This window comes from Vibrio sp. 1S139 (assembly GCF_041439475.1).
In the GTDB taxonomy this organism is placed as follows: Bacteria; Pseudomonadota; Gammaproteobacteria; order Enterobacterales; family Vibrionaceae; genus Vibrio; species Vibrio crassostreae_C.
Genome location: NZ_JBGOOD010000002.1, coordinates 85,253 through 101,402 on the forward strand (window position 1 = coordinate 85,253; position 16,150 = coordinate 101,402).

Genomic DNA, 16,150 nt, shown 5'->3' on the forward strand with positions numbered 1-16,150 from the left:
ACTGAGGTAGATTACTGATAGCCACACTTACTACTGCAGATAAGTAGCTCGGTTTTCAGCCACCGCTTGCAACTTCACCAACACGCCAATAATCAACATGTAAATGGCACCGGCACATAGAATCGGCCCAAGTGGTTCATAGGTAACCGCAGAGATTCGATTGGTGACACGAGTTAGGTCGACGATGCCGATCACCGCAATCGCTGGGCTGCCTTTGATTAAGAACGACATCTCATTGACTAGCGCTGGTAGGCTCATGATCACCATTTGCGGGAACATGATGCGGCGAAAATAAGTGATACGTCTCATACCAATGGCTTCTGCCGCTTCCATTTGTCCTTTTGAAAAGTTAAGAAAGGCATTGCGCCAAATCTCTGCATTGAATGCCGATGTATTGAGTGTGAGAGCTAAAATAGCAGAAACGTGTTTATCTAAATTGATGCCAAATGACGGAAAAGAAAGGAAAATAAACAGAGCCAACGTAACCAAAGGCGTTGCTCGTGCCCAACTAACATAAATGCCCAACATTTGATCCACAAACGGGATTTTCATCATTCTAACCAAGGCAATCATTAAGCCGATGACGACACCTAATACAATCGATACTGCCGATATCCATGCCGTTGCCCACGCGCCCTGTAGTAACTGTTCCCAAGCGTAATAATCCATAAACGACCTCTTTGATCAGCGACTTCTTTCGATAGATTGTGCGCCAAAGACTCATGGGTTAAACCGCTTTGAACCCATTGGCATGGACACAAACAGCCGCTAACTGTTTGTGTCGGCGCATGCTTATTCATCTATTGAACGGCTGTTAGCTTGTGATACTGCTCAACCGAAGTGATGGCTTCTGAAGGGAGTTGGTCGAACGATTCACCGAACCACTTCTTCTGCAACTCTGCCATTTTTCCTGTTTGCTCAAGGTGTAGGAAGAATTCCGTTAGGTAAGCCAAAAGCTCAGGATTATCTTTAGGAACTGGCCAGCTAACGAAACCTGGGCCAGAGACTGCTTCGCCTTTTTTGAATACCTTTGACTTCGACTTCACTACCTCGTTAACTGAAACCACACTGTTGATCACATAGTCTATTCGGCCGATTGCCAAGTCGGAATACGCTTCTGGGTAGGATTGATACTGCACCACTTTACCCAAAGATTTGCCTTGTGCTTCGAGCATCACTTCGAGCTCTGGAAGCCTTTCTAGCAAAGCACTGCCCGCTTGTAAGCCCACTGTTTTTCCATCTAAATCGGCTACCGTATTAATATCTTCCGCGTCAGCTCTGGTTAAGAAGTAATGCTGCGCTGAAGCGATAGGTGGAGTGAAATCAAAGGCCTTCAAGCGAGCATCGGTAATGATCGCGCCAGTTAACGCCACATCATATTGACCCGCAGATACCGAAGCGAGTAGTCCTGTCCAAGGTAAGATCTCTTGTTCGATATCGAACTTCGAATATTCACGTAACTCATCAAGCAAATCTTTGTTAATCCCCGCAGGCTTACCGCGGTCGATATAGTTGAATGGAGAGTAGTTGTCTTCTGTCGCCACTTTCATGAAGCCTTGCTTTTCGATGGCTGCAAGCTCCGATGCTTGTGCGACTCCAAAACAACCGAGTACAACTGTCGCTGCCGCTGTTGAAACCCATGCCTTCATCGTCATTCCCTGTTTCATACGCTTTCCTTATCGAGATTATTTGCCTGCCTTTACTTTATGAACGGAATGCATCGGAGACGTAGAGCCAATTTAATTTTCAGGTTGGGACAGAACGATTTTCTAGTTTGGGACAACGTAATTTTCGGGGTTGAGAGAGAGCAAAACACACTCTTAAAACATCAATATGAACTCTGGCGCATTTCTTGCTCTTTTATACAAATTGGACTGAGGTTCACTGAGAATAAGGACTGTATCTCATGGCGATAAATCACAATTGTTTCATCGAGTTTGATTCCAAAAGAAGCCTGCAAGAACAAGTACGTAGCTATTTGGTGACGGCGATATTGAATGGTATTTTTCCGGCTGAACAAGCGCTTCCGTCTTGTCGTAAGCTGTCTAGCCAATTGGGTGTTTCACGCAATACTGTCTCGTTGGTGTACGACAGTTTGCTCGACGATGGCTACCTCATCAGTAAGCCTCGCAGTGGTTATTACCTTTCAGAAAAGTATGAAAACCCGAGTGATACTATCGACGCGAGTTTGGATCATTTTGAATCAGCCGACAGCGACAATGCACCGGATTGGAGCAAACGCGTTAAGCTGCAATTGGGCCAATACCCACGCATCGTCAAACCCTCGCATTGGAGTTGTTACCAATACCCATTTATTTTTGGCCAACCCTCTATCAATGACTTCCCATTAGCTCAATGGCGAGAAGCGACAAGAAAGGTCACCTCAGACCCACATGATCACCGCTGGCTTTGCGACAAGGTCGATAAAGACGTCGACATGCTGGTCGAACAGATACGCACAAGGGTGCTCCCACAGCGCGGTATTCATGCCCAAAGTGATGAGATCCTCATAACCTTAGGTTCGCAGAATGCGCTGTATTTGATTTCGACTTTGCTCATGAACCATCAGAGTCGAGTCGGAGTCGAGAACCCCGGCTACAAAGAAGCGAATCACATCTTCAATCTCTCTGGCGCGCAGTTACACCCGCATCAAGTGGATGAACAAGGATTGAGATTCAATGAGCACTCTTCACTGTGTGATCACTTCTATGTCACGCCTAGCCATCAAGCTCCAACCGGCGTCACCATGAGTGATGAGCGTCGAACTCAGTTACTTGAAATGGCCAAAGCCAATGACGCGGTAATTATCGAAGATGACTATGACGCCGAGTGCAACGTGGAGTGGAATCCTAAACCCGCGCTAAAAGCCAATGACAAGGAAGGGAGAGTCATCTACGTCAGCAGCTTCTCTAAGCTACTGGCACCCGGCTTGAGGTTGGGCTACATCGTGGCACCTGAAGAGTTAATCTACGACCTTAGAATACTGCGTCGCTTGATGTACCGACATGCGCCAAGCCGTGTTCAGATGGAAGTAGCGCACTTTATTGAACAAGGCTACTACGACAGCTTTGTGAGGCGCTTTAGAGAAAACACTCGCCAGCGCTGGAAGCTGATCAACGATGCTGTCTTGAAGTACTTACCTGACTGCAAGCGACTGGCTCAAAGCGAGCAGGCCAACTCTCTGTGGCTACAAACGCCCAGCCACATCAATAGCCAGCGTTTAGCTTCACGAGCCGCACAAAAAGGGATTTTGATTGAGACAGGGTATTCTCACTTCATGACCGATCCTGAAACGAAGTTGAGCAATGAAACTTCATCCGAATTTGATCCTAATTCTTATTTCAGGTTGGGCTTTCACGCCATCGACAAAGACTTGATCGCCCCCGGCATCAAAGAGCTGTCAGAGGTAATGAAGAGCTAGCATCACAAAGGGTTATGTAGACGTTGTTATTCAAGACAATGACGTAAAAAAGAGCATCAATCGATGCTCTTTTTCGACTATACCTAACCAATTGGAAGCTAGACACTCAAAAGCCAAGCACTCAGGAAAAATAAGCACTTTGAAAAGAACGGGGAATCCTTTGCCAAAGTGCCTTGGTTGCTGTGCTAGCTATCTTATTGAAGAATTAAGAAGCAAGTTCAAACAACACTTCATCAATGATCTTAACGCCTTTCTTTATCTCGCTTGGCTGAATAACCAAAGGTGGCGCAACGTGAATGCGGTTATTCACAATGAAGGTCAACAGGCCTCGCTTGGTCAATTGCGCTTTCAATTGCCCCATTTTTTCATTGCTCAAAGGTGTTTTACTTTCACGATCTTCCACCAGCTCTACAGCCCAGAACATCCCTTTGCCGCGCACATCACCAATCATAGGGTGCAACTCTTGAAGGCTCAGTAGAAGCGGCCCTAAAACGCTGTTACCGACGTTATCAGCGTGTGTGACAATGCCCTCTTGCTCCATCACATCGAGCGTTGCAACGATAGAAGCCATCGCCAAAGGGTGACCAGAGTACGTTAAGCCGCCCATAAAGAAGTTTGACTTAAAGTACTCAACGATCGGTTCGCTGACCACCACGCCACCAGCCGGCACATAACCCGAGTTCACCCCTTTCGCGAAAGTAATCAGATCCGGCACTACATTAAAGTGCTCAAACGCAAACCACTTACCCGTGCGGCCAAAGCCGACCATGACTTCATCGAATATCAACTGAATGCCATGTTTGGTTGCCAGCTCACGCACGCCGATAAGGTAATCTTTGGGCGGAATGAGAAAACCAGCCGTTCCCGGAATCGTCTCTAGGATAATCGCCGCAATCGCCGTTGGTCCTTCGCATTCAATCACTCGCTCTAAATGCTGCAGGGCACGCTCACTCTCTTCTGCCTCAGTCGCCGCGTTGAATTCGCTTCGATAGAGAAATGGATTGAAGAAGTGAACGTGCCCACGGCTATACTCGTTTGGAATTCGACGAAAATCCCCCGTCGCAGCAATAGCAGTACCTGTATTGCCATGGTAAGAACGGTAAGCAGATAGCACCTTGTCGCGCCCTGTGAATTGTCGCGCCATGCGAATCGCATTTTCGTTGGCATCTGCCCCTGCATTGGTAAAGAACACCTTCTTAAACGAGCTTGGCGCTTTCGACAAGATACGCTTAGCCGCCAAACCACGAGTGAGGTTGGCGGTCGCAGGGGCAACGGTCACTAATGAATCAGCCTGATCTTTAATCGCTTTGATCACTTGTGGATGCTGATGACCAATGTTGGTGTTAACCAGTTGGCTACTAAAATCAAGGTATTCTTTACCTTCGTAGTCCCACATTTTGCATCCTTGCCCACCCGCAATGGCGATAGGCTCCGCTGCTTCTTGAATCGACCAAGAATGAAATACGCTCTTGTCGAGGTCGATAATATCTTGGTTCACAAGCTGTTCTGTTGATACTTCCATTTCATCGTCTCCATTAACAACACTAGATTCACAGCCGCTCGTGCTTGGCTCGTCTTCGAGAATGAAAGACACAAAACACGACATTGAAAAGGCTGCGCTATCGGATGGAATAATCTTCATCCCAAACAGGGCGGAGGTCATAGTGTCAGTTTCAACAAAACATTGGGCCAGTACATCAGCCCAAGTCTCATCCCCGATCCAACAAACTGCCTGACCCAATCCAATCGTCGATCTGGCTCTATTCAAAACTCTTAGGTGTGAATAGATTGAAAGGCAGACGAGACAGGTCTCATCGAACGCTAATTAACGCAGCAGCAATATCAAAAGCAAAGAGGTGAGCAAGAGTGGAATTAGGATTAGCGATGACATTGATTCTGTTTGCAGGAGTAGTTCGAGGCTATTCAGGATTTGGGTTTGCGATTATCGTAGCGCTTTCCCTCAGCTTTATTGTTCCACCATTGCAAGCGGTAACCATCGCTATCTTGTTGGACTTTTTAAGTGCCTTTCCTCTGCTCAAGCGAAGTAAAACCACCATCAATATCCGGCTTATTGCGCCGCTGTGTATTGGCATGTTGGTTGCGGTGCCTTTCTCGCTGTATTTCATTAGCACGATATCGGAATCAGGCTTGAAGGCCTTTATCGCGATGATGTCTTTGGTCGCTGGCACGCTGATTATTTTGGACTTACGCCTCACTTGGTTGCACCAACGACACGCGTTTTGGGCGGGAGCCATTTCGGGGTTTAGCATGACCACCGCTTCTTCAGGAGGTCCGCCATTAGTGACGTATTTGATTAACCTGACCATTAAAACCAGTGAACAGAGAGCCACCGCGATTGTGTTTTTTCTGCTGAGTTCAGCGATTTCACTGATCGGCTTCATATGGATTGGCGCATTTAACCAAGAATCGTTCATCACAGGTTTATGGCTATTACCGGCAGCTTTGATTGGCAATGTACTGGGGCAAAAACTGTATCTATCAGTACCGAACTTGTCTGCAAAAACAACGACCGCGCCGATTTTGATCGGCATGGCACTACTTATGTTAATTTCAAATTAGAAGGATGTATTTATGGATAAGATAGCGTTCATTACAGGGGCAACCTCTGGTTTCGGCAAAGCGGCAGCAAAACGTTTCGCAGAAGATAACTGGTCGTTAGTGCTGTCTGGTCGTCGAATCGAAAGGCTACTCGACCTAAAGGAAGAATTAACGGTGCCTGTGCATGTAATTCAACTCGACGTTCGAGACGCAGACGCCGTAAAACAAGCCATTGATTCACTACCTGCTGAATTCTCATCGATCACCGCATTGGTCAATAATGCAGGATTAGCCTTGGCACCAGAAGGCTCGCCTGATGTGGACTTGAAAGACTGGCACACAATGATCGACACCAATGTCACTGGCTTGGTTAATGTTACTCACGCGCTGCTGCCGACGTTAATTAAAAAAGGCGCAGGAAGCTCGATCATCAATGTTGGATCAATCGCCGGGCAATGGCCTTACCCAGGAAGCCATGTGTATGGTGCCAGCAAAGCATTCGTAAAACAGTTCAGTTACAACCTACGTTGTGACTTACAAGGCACAGGGGTACGAGTGACTGACCTCTCCCCTGGTATTGCAGAAACGGAATTTACTCTTGTAAGAACTAAAGGTAACCAGACGGCTTCAGACAACCTTTACCAAGGCACTACACCGTTGTCAGCAGAGGATATTGCCGAGCAGATGTTTTATATCGCAACCTTGCCAGATCACATCAACATTAACCGAGTCGAAGTGATGCCGACACGTCAAGCATGGTCTGCGTTCGCAATCGATAGAGATTAAGTTCAAACCGACACATACAAAAAAGGTGGTCTTTTCAGGCCACCTTTATCATTTCTTTCACACGATACTTCAAATATAACCAACGGCATAAAAGACTATGTCTAATTCGCCTCATTACTCTTTTAATGAAAGTAAGATTAGAGATACTCAACTAAACAATTTGCTGCTCATGTTCTTTGTTTGATTCCGTCTCTTTCGACAAGAAACTCGCTACGATCTCTCTCAGTTTGCCTTGGTTAACCGGTTTAGGTAAAAACTCATCCATGCCTACATCGAAGCACAAATGCTTGTCTCGCTGCACGACGTTGGCCGTCAGCGCAATGATTGGAATATGCTTTGCAGCCCCTTCTTCGAGCGCTCGGATCTGCTTGGTCGCTTCGAAGCCATCGAGAACCGGCATCTGACAATCCATAAAAATCATCTCGTATTCGTTGGCTTTGAATTTCTCGACACCAATTTCACCGTTGTCGGCAATATCAACCTCAAAGCCAAGCTTCTTGAGCATCATCTTGGCGACTTGTTGGTTTACTCGCGAGTCTTCAACAACTAAAACTGTACCACTAAATTCTCCGGCAACTGCGACAGGTTTTGACTCTGCTTGAATTGGAGCTTGTTTATCGGCTGGTGTGGCGTTTACAGAGACAATGGGAGCATCTTTAACAACCGCTGCAGGTTTACTTAACGGCACAGGTTCATTGTCTTTAAACGCAACCTCTCCTCTGTTCGGATAGGTAAAGACTGAAGTATCAGCCGCTCTCGCGAGTACCTCACTGATGGTCCATTTAAGCTGATTATCTTGGTAAGGACGCGCAATGTAGGCAACAAAACCGACTTGTTTAGCACGAGCTTCATCTTGCTTTCTAGGGTCAGCAGAGATCATCACTAACTTGGGACACTCGCTACCAAAGCGTTCAACTAAGCTTCTCGCCAGTTGAAAGCCATCAACGGACGGCATTACTTTGTCTATCAGAACGAGATCATAAGGTGATGACTGAGCCACAGACTCTGAAACCAACTCTAACGCTTGGTTTGCCGTTTCACAGCACTCAGACTTAACGCCAAAGGATTGAAGCTGTGTAGACGTTATACGCATGTTCAGCTGGCTATCATCCACAAGCAGAACCGAAACCTTATTGAAATCGATATTGCTTTCATCGGCTTCTAAACACGGGTCAAAGTCAGCCGTAAAATAGAAGGTACTGCCTTTACCTTCAACACTGGTGAGTTCAAGCTTGCTGCCCATCAATGTCACTATCTTCTCGCATATTGTTAGACCAAGCCCTGTGCCTCCATAAATACGTGTGGTACTGCCGTCGGCTTGTTGAAACTTATCGAACACCGATTTCTGTTTGTCTTCTGCAATACCGATACCGCTGTCGACAACCTCGAACCTCACTCTGAGTTTTTGCTCAGGCTCAACCACCTCTTCCAAACGAAGCGAGAGCGTGACGTGGCCATGCTCGGTAAATTTAATCGCGTTGCCTACTAAGTTATTTAGGACTTGTCTTAGTTGAGTACCGTCGCCAATCACCATGGTTGGGATCTTAGGGTCGATCGCTAATTGGAATCGAAGCCCTTTCTGTTCGGCTTTCACTCGAAAGGTTGATTCAACGTCGGCCGCAATGCCCATCATTTTCATCGGCTCTTGCTGAAGCTCTAGTCGCCCCGCTTCGATCTTCGAGTAATCGAGAATGTCGTTGATTAAGTCGAGCAACGTAAGCGAAGAGGTGTTGAGCATGTTGATGTACTCTTTTTGCTCTTTCGGCATATCCATTTCAGAGAGCAAAGACGACAACCCGATAATCCCATTCATTGGTGTACGGATTTCGTGACTCATATTGGCAAGGAATTCACTTTTATTACGGTTGGCCACCTCAGCAACATCTTTAGCTTTTTCCAGCTCTTGATATTGTTGACGAATACGTTCTACCGATCGGTTATAGCTACTCTCTAGAGTCGATATCTCATCTTTGTAAGTAGAGTGAGTTGGCGTTATAAAGCGCGGTTTGTTGTCTTCGACCTGTTGTTGGTTGATTTGGGAAGACATAGTCATCAAACGTTTTACGACAAGACGATAGACGATGGTTAAACATACGAGAGACAACAAGAAGATTTTAACGGCTTCGAAGGCGAGCAACAATAACACTCGTTCTTCAAAGTCATCTAGGATCATGCTCAAGTCTGATTGCACCGTGAGCGTCGCCAACGGGAAGTCTGTGCCGCCCATCTGGTGCACCATTTCCCAAGACTGAGAATAAGATTGGCCTTCGGTCTTTTGACCTAACTCTAGAATTTTTTCATCGGGACTTTCGATAAGAAGGTAACTGACCGAAGGGAGGCGAGAGATGCCTTCGGCTTGCACAAACAATTGCTCTCGATCTTCAACCCACAAACTTGCCGTTAAACCAGAAAGGTAGCCAGCCTTGACCTGCTCGATCTGAGAGCTGATAAAAGAAACTCGACTTTGGTACTCTACATACAACCCGAGACCTGTCACTATAACTGTGAATAAGGTACTGATCGCTATTATCATCCCGATCAACTGTCGGGAGAGTCCAACGTAGCGTTTTCCTTTTGTCAACATACACAAATTACCATTATTGTTATCCTAGCAAACTACAATTACTCAACTAGTATAATAGTAGTCATTCATCAAATAACTAGGGAAGGTTATGAAAAAACATCTTATCGTTGCATCCATAGTCAGTTTGTTTTCAAGCAGTTATGCTTCTGCAAACGAACCTCTTCACTACTACATTATTGCGAGCCAAGCGCAACCTTTTCAAATCGAAACTGACGGGGCATCTCACAGAGGAATTGTTTCAGATATTGTGGAAGCCGTGTTTGATGACAGCCGATATGAGATCAACTACCACACCTACCCTTTTAATCGAATGATCGACAAGCTCGATGCGAGAGAGAATCCAAACTGGGTTACCTATGGCAGCCCTAGTTGGGGGAATATTCAATCTGCGAACCTATCTGAAGACCCGATTTACAATGTAAAACACGTATTACTCAGCAGCGGTAAAAAGCCATTTGAGTTCAATACAATCGATGATCTCGATGGGAAAGCCGTAGTATTGCTGAAAGGATTTGAGTATCCGAACTTGGAACCTTATATCCAACAGGGCAAGCTCAACGAGATTCGAGTAAAAGATTACACTGCTGCGTTTCGTGTCCTGAACCGAGCACCTGGCGACACCGTGTTTGTGGAAATGGAATCACGAATCAAATACAACCTAAACGAACAAAAACTGAGTATTGATGATTACCAGATGCAAGAGTTTGGTTCTGTCATCAATAACTACCCTATCCATTTGGCGTTTGACCCTGAGATGGATCCTAAACTGCAAAGCTTCATCAACCAACGCCTAGACCAAATGAAAGACGATGGACAGCTTGACGACATCGTACAGAGTTACTTATAGCACCAGCGTAACTTAGAACTTAGCAACGGATAGCTTAGTCACGTACGTTAACTCTCGTTGATGCCTGACTCTCTAAAACCGAAAAGGCCGCCCTGCTTCATACTAGATTGCAGGGCGGCCTTTTAAATGCGTCTAAGGGGTAATCATAAGCATGCCGCTATCTGAATCGACGAATCAGTGCGAAGCTGGTGACGCACTGCCATCAGAATCTTACCCAAATGGTTCTCGCCGGTTCCATCGCCGCCATCGCCCCAGAAGTGGTCTTTGTGCGAATGTTCTTTGATCACCGAATCTCCGGTCTTGGTAAGAAACAGCGCAAACTGTGGATTCTGTCTGAACTTCTCCGTCACAATAAACTGCATCACTTCAACACGAATGTCATACCAATCTTCGCGAACTTGGTCTTCGTAGTCACGACTTAAAGAGAACGCTTCAGCAGGTGTACTGGCTTCCAAAATGGTATTACGTAGCGCTTCGGAGGCAAACTTCATCGCTTGATAATAATGTTCGCTGGTTGCCCAAACTTGATCACCTACCTTGATAGGACAAGCGGCAAAATTTGACAGGTATCCGTTCGGATCTTCGGGTTCGTAAAACAGCACTTCTTTAGCTTGAGCCACAGAATTAGACATAGCCTTCTCCTTACCAACGACATCGCATATTTTTGCTTTAACTTTAAAATTAGTGGCGTTGAATATGACTGTCAAACAACTTAGCTCAAGAGTATGCCATGTGCGTGTTTTTCATCTGAAAAGCGTAATATCAAAAGGGTTAGGCTAAACAGAACAGTGAGCCAAAGAATCAAGGAGTTGATTAAATCTGGATAGGAAACATGAAAAAACAATTATCAATCAAAGGGTGGCGTTGTGCCACCCTTCTAAATGCAATGGGGATTATTAGTGAATAAGACCTAGCTCCCTCGCTTCTTCCAGACTCAAACCGCTTTCTCTAATTTCTCTTAGAGTCTCGATACGACGACGAGCTTCAGCAGACTTCATTTTCTTTTCTGGTTTGAAAGATACTTCTTCTTCAGCATCCCACTTGTTTGCAATATTTGTCATTTCATCATGGTTGATAGAATTAATGGACATGTTTTCCTCCGAAAAGCACCATGTAATGGACAGGTAATCTGTAGCAAATGCTTTTTCGCTTGTTAAGAAATTCTGTACTGAAGTGTGATGATTCCGACGCTTCACAAAGCTAATTAATAAATGCCTCATTTAAACTTTGCCAAAGCCATTTTCTGCAATTATATTTAAAAGATTCCCCATAAGAAATGTGGTTTGATCCAACTCTCATTTTCCCCTCTTTCAATGCAATCAAATCCGTTAGCTTTCACATAGGCTAAGGCGAGATTTTCGGCTTAGCCGGAGAATCAGGCTGCGGGAAAAGCACCTGCGCACGATTGATGACCAAGGTTTACCCTGCGACAGAGGGAGAGATACTGTTCAAAGGCAGAGACATCTCTACGCTGAAAAGCCGTAAAGATATCTTGGATTATCGCAGCCGTGTGCAAATGGTGTTTCAAGACCCCTTTGGTTCACTTAATCCCACTCACACCATTGAGCACCATTTAACGCGCCCACTTAAGATCCATAAACAGGTAGTCACTAAACAGGCTCTCACAGAACGCCTCAAAGAGTTATTAACGCTGGTGGAGTTACCCATCGAAACGCTCGCCAAATACCCGCACGAGCTCAGTGGAGGCCAAAGACAGAGGGTTAACCTAGCGAGAGCACTGGCCGTTGGCGCTGAGGTTATTCTTGCTGACGAACCCACCTCGATGTTGGACGTTTCGATTCGACTTGGCGTGTTGAACCTGATGCAAAAAATGAAGCAAGAGTTGGGGATTGGCTTTTTGTACATAACCCACGATCTTGCCACAGCACATTACATCGCAGAAGAGACAGCGGTTATGTACAAAGGACAGATCGTCGAATGGGGATCAACCCAGTCGATCTTAACCAATCCACGACACCCGTACACTAAGTTGTTGATCTCTGCCGTACCAGATCCCGATCTGCCATTTGGCGAACTCGTCAAAAATGAGCCAAACTATTCAATAGACGCTGATCGTATTCGAGAGCAGAGCAGTGAAATACAGCATGAAATCAAACAAGTTTCTGATAATCACTTTGTAAAACAGTGGGATAACGTTGCATGAATGAACTAGACACTTGGTTAGAGCGGATCGGAGATTGGTACAAAGACCGAAAGCATGATCAAGTGGACCGGTTAGAACCTTTGATCTTAACGCCTCCAGATGCGCTCTGGGGGCCATTGATCATAGATGAGCAGAGCAAAGGTATCGCATGTTGGCTAGACGGATGCCTGAGAATCTTTACTTTCTATCGCCACCTCGCGGATTCATCGAATCCGGAGTTGGCTTCGCAGGAGGCCAGCAGCTCAAGCCATCAAGATAAAGCCTACCAATACCTAATGTTTGCCTACAGTAAGCTGCAAGCGGTGTCATGTGACCCAAAATCAGAAGCAGGATTGCAAGAGTGGTGTACACAGCGGCTACAACACTTGTGTGTATTGGCTTTGGAGTTTACGAACCAACAGCAAGAACCGCGTTGGAAAGCAGAGTCTGAAAAATTGATCGAGTCGCATGTACGCTTTATGGCAACCCATCCCCAAAACGATGATCAAGGCATTATTCAACGCCATCTCCACTGATCAAGCTCTTCTCGATCAAACATCAAATCAGAATCTCATCAGAGTTAGATCCGTAGAAAGCATGATCTGGCCTTGATCATGCTTCGGCATTTAACTCTGTAAGCTATTGAATTTTAATGATTTACTGAATTTTAGGCAAAAAAAAGCGAGTCCCTTAGGAACTCGCAAAAATCTATTCAGTATGATGTAACAAAATATGAGCCAATCTATTAATCATAAGAAAGGACAAAGGTTGTCTATTCGGGATAAATAATAATCAACTAGATGCGTTACTTTGTCATCACTTTGTCAGCGTTAGGTGCGATTTTAATCAGCACCTAATGTGTTCAAAACTATCCATTCAGCCACGGTAAAACAGGCTTATTGCGATAGGATAATCACTAGTGGCCAATCGCCATTTCATCGAGCGCAAGGAACACGTTTTCATCTAAATGGCCTTCATGAACTTGTTTACACACTTTACGACGCACCGCTAAGCCAGAGATCAAACGTTCAATGGACAGATGTCGATTGCTGGTGCTGTCACGGTCGTTGTAAAGCTCAATTAAGCGACTCAGTGTTTCGTATGGGATAACGTCCTCCCCTACTCTCAACCAATCAAGCTTCTCAATGAGCTCTGAGCACTCTTCTTTGATTGAGGCATGTGAGTGCCCTGTCATAGCAGATAAAGCCGTTATGCTGCGTTCTAGAGCCTCTGCAGAGGTATATTTAGAGAGAGTAATCATGATCTCGTCAGCGTTGATCTCAACAGAGTGTTTACGCTGCTTAACTCGACGTCCCAATTTGCCTCTTGGCGACGGTGCTTTACGCTGAATGGGTTCAAACTCACCATCGATAATCTCAGACAGCTCTTCCAGTTTCTGCTTAGACACCATTTCGTTACGAAGTGGGTTCGGCAGCGTTGGTGCCATATTACGCTTACCTGCGTTAGTGGTACGCGCTCTTGAGTAACGTAATACTTCTTCCACATTACATTTGATATCTACCTGATAATCGGTCGTTTTCCCTTTTTCGATCAACGCGGTGATCGTCAAGTGATAACCCCAAAGATTAACCAGGAAGGTATCTTCTTGATCCCCGACTTCACCCAGCTTTCTGAGCTCGCGGATCAGATCCATCGAGAAACGACGCCAATCGATGTTACGCGCCAATTTCTGGTTGAGCTCACTGAGCAACATGCTATCTGAATGGCGACGTGCCATGCGGCTTCTAAAGTACGAATACATTTGGAAGACCAAGGTATGTTGCTTCAGGATTTCTGGCGGAAATAGGAAGAAATAGTCACGCGTCAGCAGCTCTTCGTAGAACGAAGGCTCCCAAACCAGGATGTATAGGTTCGGTTTAATGCGAATTTCGCCGTCAGAGCCTTCTGTAGGCGCTTCTTCCGATGCGGTAATGGTTCTAGCTAAGAATCGGAAACGATCACTCTTAAAGCCTTCTGGCATGTTCTCACTAAGCCAACGGCCTGTAAGCTCGTGCAGTTGGAAATCCGTGAATTCGATACGATCAATACTGTCGCGGATAGAATCACGTGCAGGGCCGCTGTCTTTCTTGCCACGTAAAGACAAAATATCAGTGATGTAGAGTGGTGTTTTGTTTGGCGTGTGTTTCGCGTCTAGATGGTAATCATCTTGGTGATGATCATGATATTGAACGGTGAGCGTGAATAACGCGAATAGCGTCATCAGATCGTCAACGGTCATGATATTTTTAGAAGATCGTGTCTCGATCACAGCGCGAGTGCCAGAGATCGAAACCATGGATTTCTGGTAGCTCTTACGAGTTCTAGGTGGCGCTAACGCTTGATCAATAATCCCCGCCCAATTGGTTGGCGAAACAATGAATTGATCCGCTTCATCTTTCATCGTTGGTGGGGTATTCAACCCATGTTCATTCAGTAAGCGCTTGTTTACTTTGGTTTGAGCTAGGGCTTTAGAGCGCTTTTGCTTTTCATTTTGCTTCACGCTTTCTGTCACTAAGCTGGTGGCACCCAGCACCGATATCAATTGGTTTGGGTTCACAAAGCGATGCAACATGGTTTTACCAGCAAGGCCTTCTTCAAAGCGAACGGGGATTTGTTTGAACAATCCGATATTAACTGCAGCTCTCAGCCTTTGCTGTAAGGCTGCGCGAGTGACTTGACCATCGGTTGATTCAATAATCTCAGTGGTGGAAACGTACCCGTCTTTACTGCTAAACCCACGAAGTGAAATTAGGTTAAGAAGCTCAACTATGCTTTTGGTGACACCTTTGAAGTGTTGATATTGTTCTATCCATTCAACGGCTGTTTCAGATACCTCAAATAAATGACCATCTTTGTGGCTTCGTGCCTTAATTAACAATTTCTCTTCTGGTTTCATTTTTGATCCGTATCACACTAACCGTAATTTCACTATAGTTCCTGAATAATAAAGAAAGAATGATCATAAATAAAGAGAATTTATTGGCTTTTAAATAACTGATCTTTTTGATTAATATGATCTTAAATGATTAAGTGATCTAATGATCTGGACGTAACTTTGCTTATAAGTGGCTGAATTTAAAGCATTAAAATAAATCGCCTTGGAAAGCATGATCATAAAGGTTCCGAAACTATGATCATTAAACTTAAGAAAGCATGATCACAGAACATCAGAACGATGATCATTAAGTCATTGTAAGCATGATCATTATCGGTTCGAAAGCATGATCATTATACTTATACAGCTTATCCACAGATCGGAATTCAACATCGGTTTCTAAGTCGCTTTTGACTTGTCTAAGTGGACACTTGTGGTGGCCAATCTATCGGAACAATGATCAAGAGAGCATACTTTTTTATCGTTCCTACCCTATTGAGTGCAAAATTTAGTCTGTATCCGGCGGAAATGGATTGCTTTGATGTATTTAGAGCGGGTGGGTCTTAACTAGGAAGCATGATCATGAAATTGTCATGTTTGTGTATTCTTGGTCTGTGTCGATTGAATTTTCAATCATTGAGCCCTTATAGGCGTTGAATCCCCATTCCAAAAGCATTTGTCCGTAACTTAGTTCATAAATTACATGCTTCCGGAACTATGTTTACTTGATCATTTTTCCGGAGGTTGATCATTTTCAATGTGCAGTTGCTCGGATCAATATTGCTCAGTTTACGCCTTGATCATGCTTCATAATTTGGCGTTATCAATTATCTTACACTGGATGTGCTCCATGATCATTCTTCCGGTTAGGTTCCAATCCTCTGTTGTTTTTTGACACCCAATCTTCTCTTCTGTTTTGAATTTTTTGGTCATTG

Annotated in this window: 12 protein-coding genes and 1 pseudogene; 6 read left to right on the forward strand and 7 right to left on the reverse strand. The window is 45.0% G+C overall.

Annotated elements, in window-relative coordinates:
- Positions 1–30: 30 nt before the first annotated feature.
- Positions 31–669 (reverse strand): amino acid ABC transporter permease, encoded by a 639-nt coding sequence (locus ACED46_RS01245; protein WP_017061227.1) that lies wholly within the window; start codon positions 667–669, stop codon positions 31–33.
- Positions 670–800: 131 nt separating this feature from the next.
- Entirely contained in the window at positions 801–1,667 is an 867-nt protein-coding gene (locus tag ACED46_RS01250) for a transporter substrate-binding domain-containing protein (RefSeq protein WP_065584482.1), read from the reverse strand.
- Positions 1,668–1,906: 239 nt separating this feature from the next.
- Between ACED46_RS01250 and ACED46_RS01255 the strand changes: the two genes are divergently transcribed.
- Positions 1,907–3,421: a PLP-dependent aminotransferase family protein gene (locus ACED46_RS01255; RefSeq protein WP_017061225.1), complete on the forward strand. Its 1,515-nt coding sequence runs from the start codon at positions 1,907–1,909 to the stop codon at positions 3,419–3,421.
- 205 nt (positions 3,422–3,626) lie between these two features.
- On the opposite strand, the gene ACED46_RS01260 is transcribed toward ACED46_RS01255, so the two are convergent.
- The gene (locus ACED46_RS01260) at positions 3,627–4,943 is read right to left on the reverse strand and encodes an aspartate aminotransferase family protein (protein WP_017065135.1); all 1,317 of its coding nucleotides are present in this window, start codon (positions 4,941–4,943) and stop codon (positions 3,627–3,629) included.
- Between the two features lie 362 nt (positions 4,944–5,305).
- Between ACED46_RS01260 and ACED46_RS01265 the strand changes: the two genes are divergently transcribed.
- Both ACED46_RS01265 and ACED46_RS01270 read left to right on the forward strand, forming a co-directional pair.
- A complete protein-coding gene (locus ACED46_RS01265) occupies positions 5,306–6,001 on the forward strand; it encodes a sulfite exporter TauE/SafE family protein (RefSeq protein ID WP_371720790.1) in 696 nt (231 codons plus the stop codon).
- 12 nt (positions 6,002–6,013) lie between these two features.
- Complete coding sequence (locus ACED46_RS01270) at positions 6,014–6,766, forward strand: SDR family NAD(P)-dependent oxidoreductase (RefSeq protein ID WP_017071252.1); 753 nt, start codon at positions 6,014–6,016, stop codon at positions 6,764–6,766.
- Between the two features lie 151 nt (positions 6,767–6,917).
- On the opposite strand, the gene ACED46_RS01275 is transcribed toward ACED46_RS01270, so the two are convergent.
- The gene (locus ACED46_RS01275) at positions 6,918–9,350 is read right to left on the reverse strand and encodes a response regulator (RefSeq protein WP_371720768.1); all 2,433 of its coding nucleotides are present in this window, start codon (positions 9,348–9,350) and stop codon (positions 6,918–6,920) included.
- Between the two features lie 88 nt (positions 9,351–9,438).
- Here ACED46_RS01275 and ACED46_RS01280 point away from each other — a divergent pair, with 88 nt between their 5' ends.
- On the forward strand, positions 9,439–10,197 hold the full coding sequence (locus tag ACED46_RS01280) for an ABC transporter substrate-binding protein (RefSeq protein ID WP_017071250.1): 759 nt from the start codon (positions 9,439–9,441) through the stop codon (positions 10,195–10,197).
- A gap of 143 nt (positions 10,198–10,340) precedes the next feature.
- On the opposite strand, the gene ACED46_RS01285 is transcribed toward ACED46_RS01280, so the two are convergent.
- Positions 10,341–10,829 (reverse strand): NADAR family protein, encoded by a 489-nt coding sequence (locus tag ACED46_RS01285; RefSeq protein ID WP_371720769.1) that lies wholly within the window; start codon positions 10,827–10,829, stop codon positions 10,341–10,343.
- Positions 10,830–11,093: 264 nt separating this feature from the next.
- Positions 11,094–11,288 carry a hypothetical protein gene (locus ACED46_RS01290; protein WP_017061218.1) on the reverse strand — a complete coding sequence of 65 codons (195 nt, stop codon included), beginning with the start codon at positions 11,286–11,288 and terminating at the stop codon, positions 11,094–11,096.
- Positions 11,289–11,473: 185 nt separating this feature from the next.
- On the opposite strand from ACED46_RS01290, the pseudogene ACED46_RS01295 reads away from it, so the two are divergent.
- Positions 11,474–12,361: pseudogene (locus ACED46_RS01295) on the forward strand (ABC transporter ATP-binding protein).
- Positions 12,358–12,876, forward strand: a complete 519-nt coding sequence (locus ACED46_RS01300) for a transcriptional regulator (protein WP_371720770.1) — start codon at positions 12,358–12,360, stop codon at positions 12,874–12,876. The pseudogene ACED46_RS01295 and the gene ACED46_RS01300 overlap by 4 nt, the downstream one beginning before the upstream one ends.
- A 380-nt stretch (positions 12,877–13,256) precedes the next feature.
- Here ACED46_RS01300 and ACED46_RS01305 read toward each other — a convergent pair whose 3' ends face one another.
- Complete coding sequence (locus ACED46_RS01305; RefSeq protein WP_017071247.1) at positions 13,257–15,236, reverse strand: replication initiator protein RctB domain-containing protein; 1,980 nt, start codon at positions 15,234–15,236, stop codon at positions 13,257–13,259.
- Between the last annotated feature and the right edge of the window lie 914 nt (positions 15,237–16,150).

What these genes read in the sequence shown, in the direction of transcription:
- ACED46_RS01255 (WP_017061225.1), top strand. Translation starts at nt 1,907, where the DNA reads ATGGCGATAAATCACAATTGTTTCATCGAGTTTGATTCCAAAAGAAGC.
- ACED46_RS01275 (WP_371720768.1), bottom strand. Translation starts at nt 9,350, where the DNA reads ATGTTGACAAAAGGAAAACGCTACGTTGGACTCTCCCGACAGTTGATC.
- ACED46_RS01265 (WP_371720790.1), top strand. Translation starts at nt 5,306, where the DNA reads ATGACATTGATTCTGTTTGCAGGAGTAGTTCGAGGCTATTCAGGATTT.
- ACED46_RS01285 (WP_371720769.1), bottom strand. Translation starts at nt 10,829, where the DNA reads ATGTCTAATTCTGTGGCTCAAGCTAAAGAAGTGCTGTTTTACGAACCC.
- ACED46_RS01250 (WP_065584482.1), bottom strand. Translation starts at nt 1,667, where the DNA reads ATGAAACAGGGAATGACGATGAAGGCATGGGTTTCAACAGCGGCAGCG.
- ACED46_RS01300 (WP_371720770.1), top strand. Translation starts at nt 12,358, where the DNA reads ATGAATGAACTAGACACTTGGTTAGAGCGGATCGGAGATTGGTACAAA.
- ACED46_RS01305 (WP_017071247.1), bottom strand. Translation starts at nt 15,236, where the DNA reads ATGAAACCAGAAGAGAAATTGTTAATTAAGGCACGAAGCCACAAAGAT.
- ACED46_RS01270 (WP_017071252.1), top strand. Translation starts at nt 6,014, where the DNA reads ATGGATAAGATAGCGTTCATTACAGGGGCAACCTCTGGTTTCGGCAAA.
- ACED46_RS01260 (WP_017065135.1), bottom strand. Translation starts at nt 4,943, where the DNA reads ATGGAAGTATCAACAGAACAGCTTGTGAACCAAGATATTATCGACCTC.
- ACED46_RS01290 (WP_017061218.1), bottom strand. Translation starts at nt 11,288, where the DNA reads ATGTCCATTAATTCTATCAACCATGATGAAATGACAAATATTGCAAAC.
- ACED46_RS01245 (WP_017061227.1), bottom strand. Translation starts at nt 669, where the DNA reads ATGGATTATTACGCTTGGGAACAGTTACTACAGGGCGCGTGGGCAACG.
- ACED46_RS01280 (WP_017071250.1), top strand. Translation starts at nt 9,439, where the DNA reads ATGAAAAAACATCTTATCGTTGCATCCATAGTCAGTTTGTTTTCAAGC.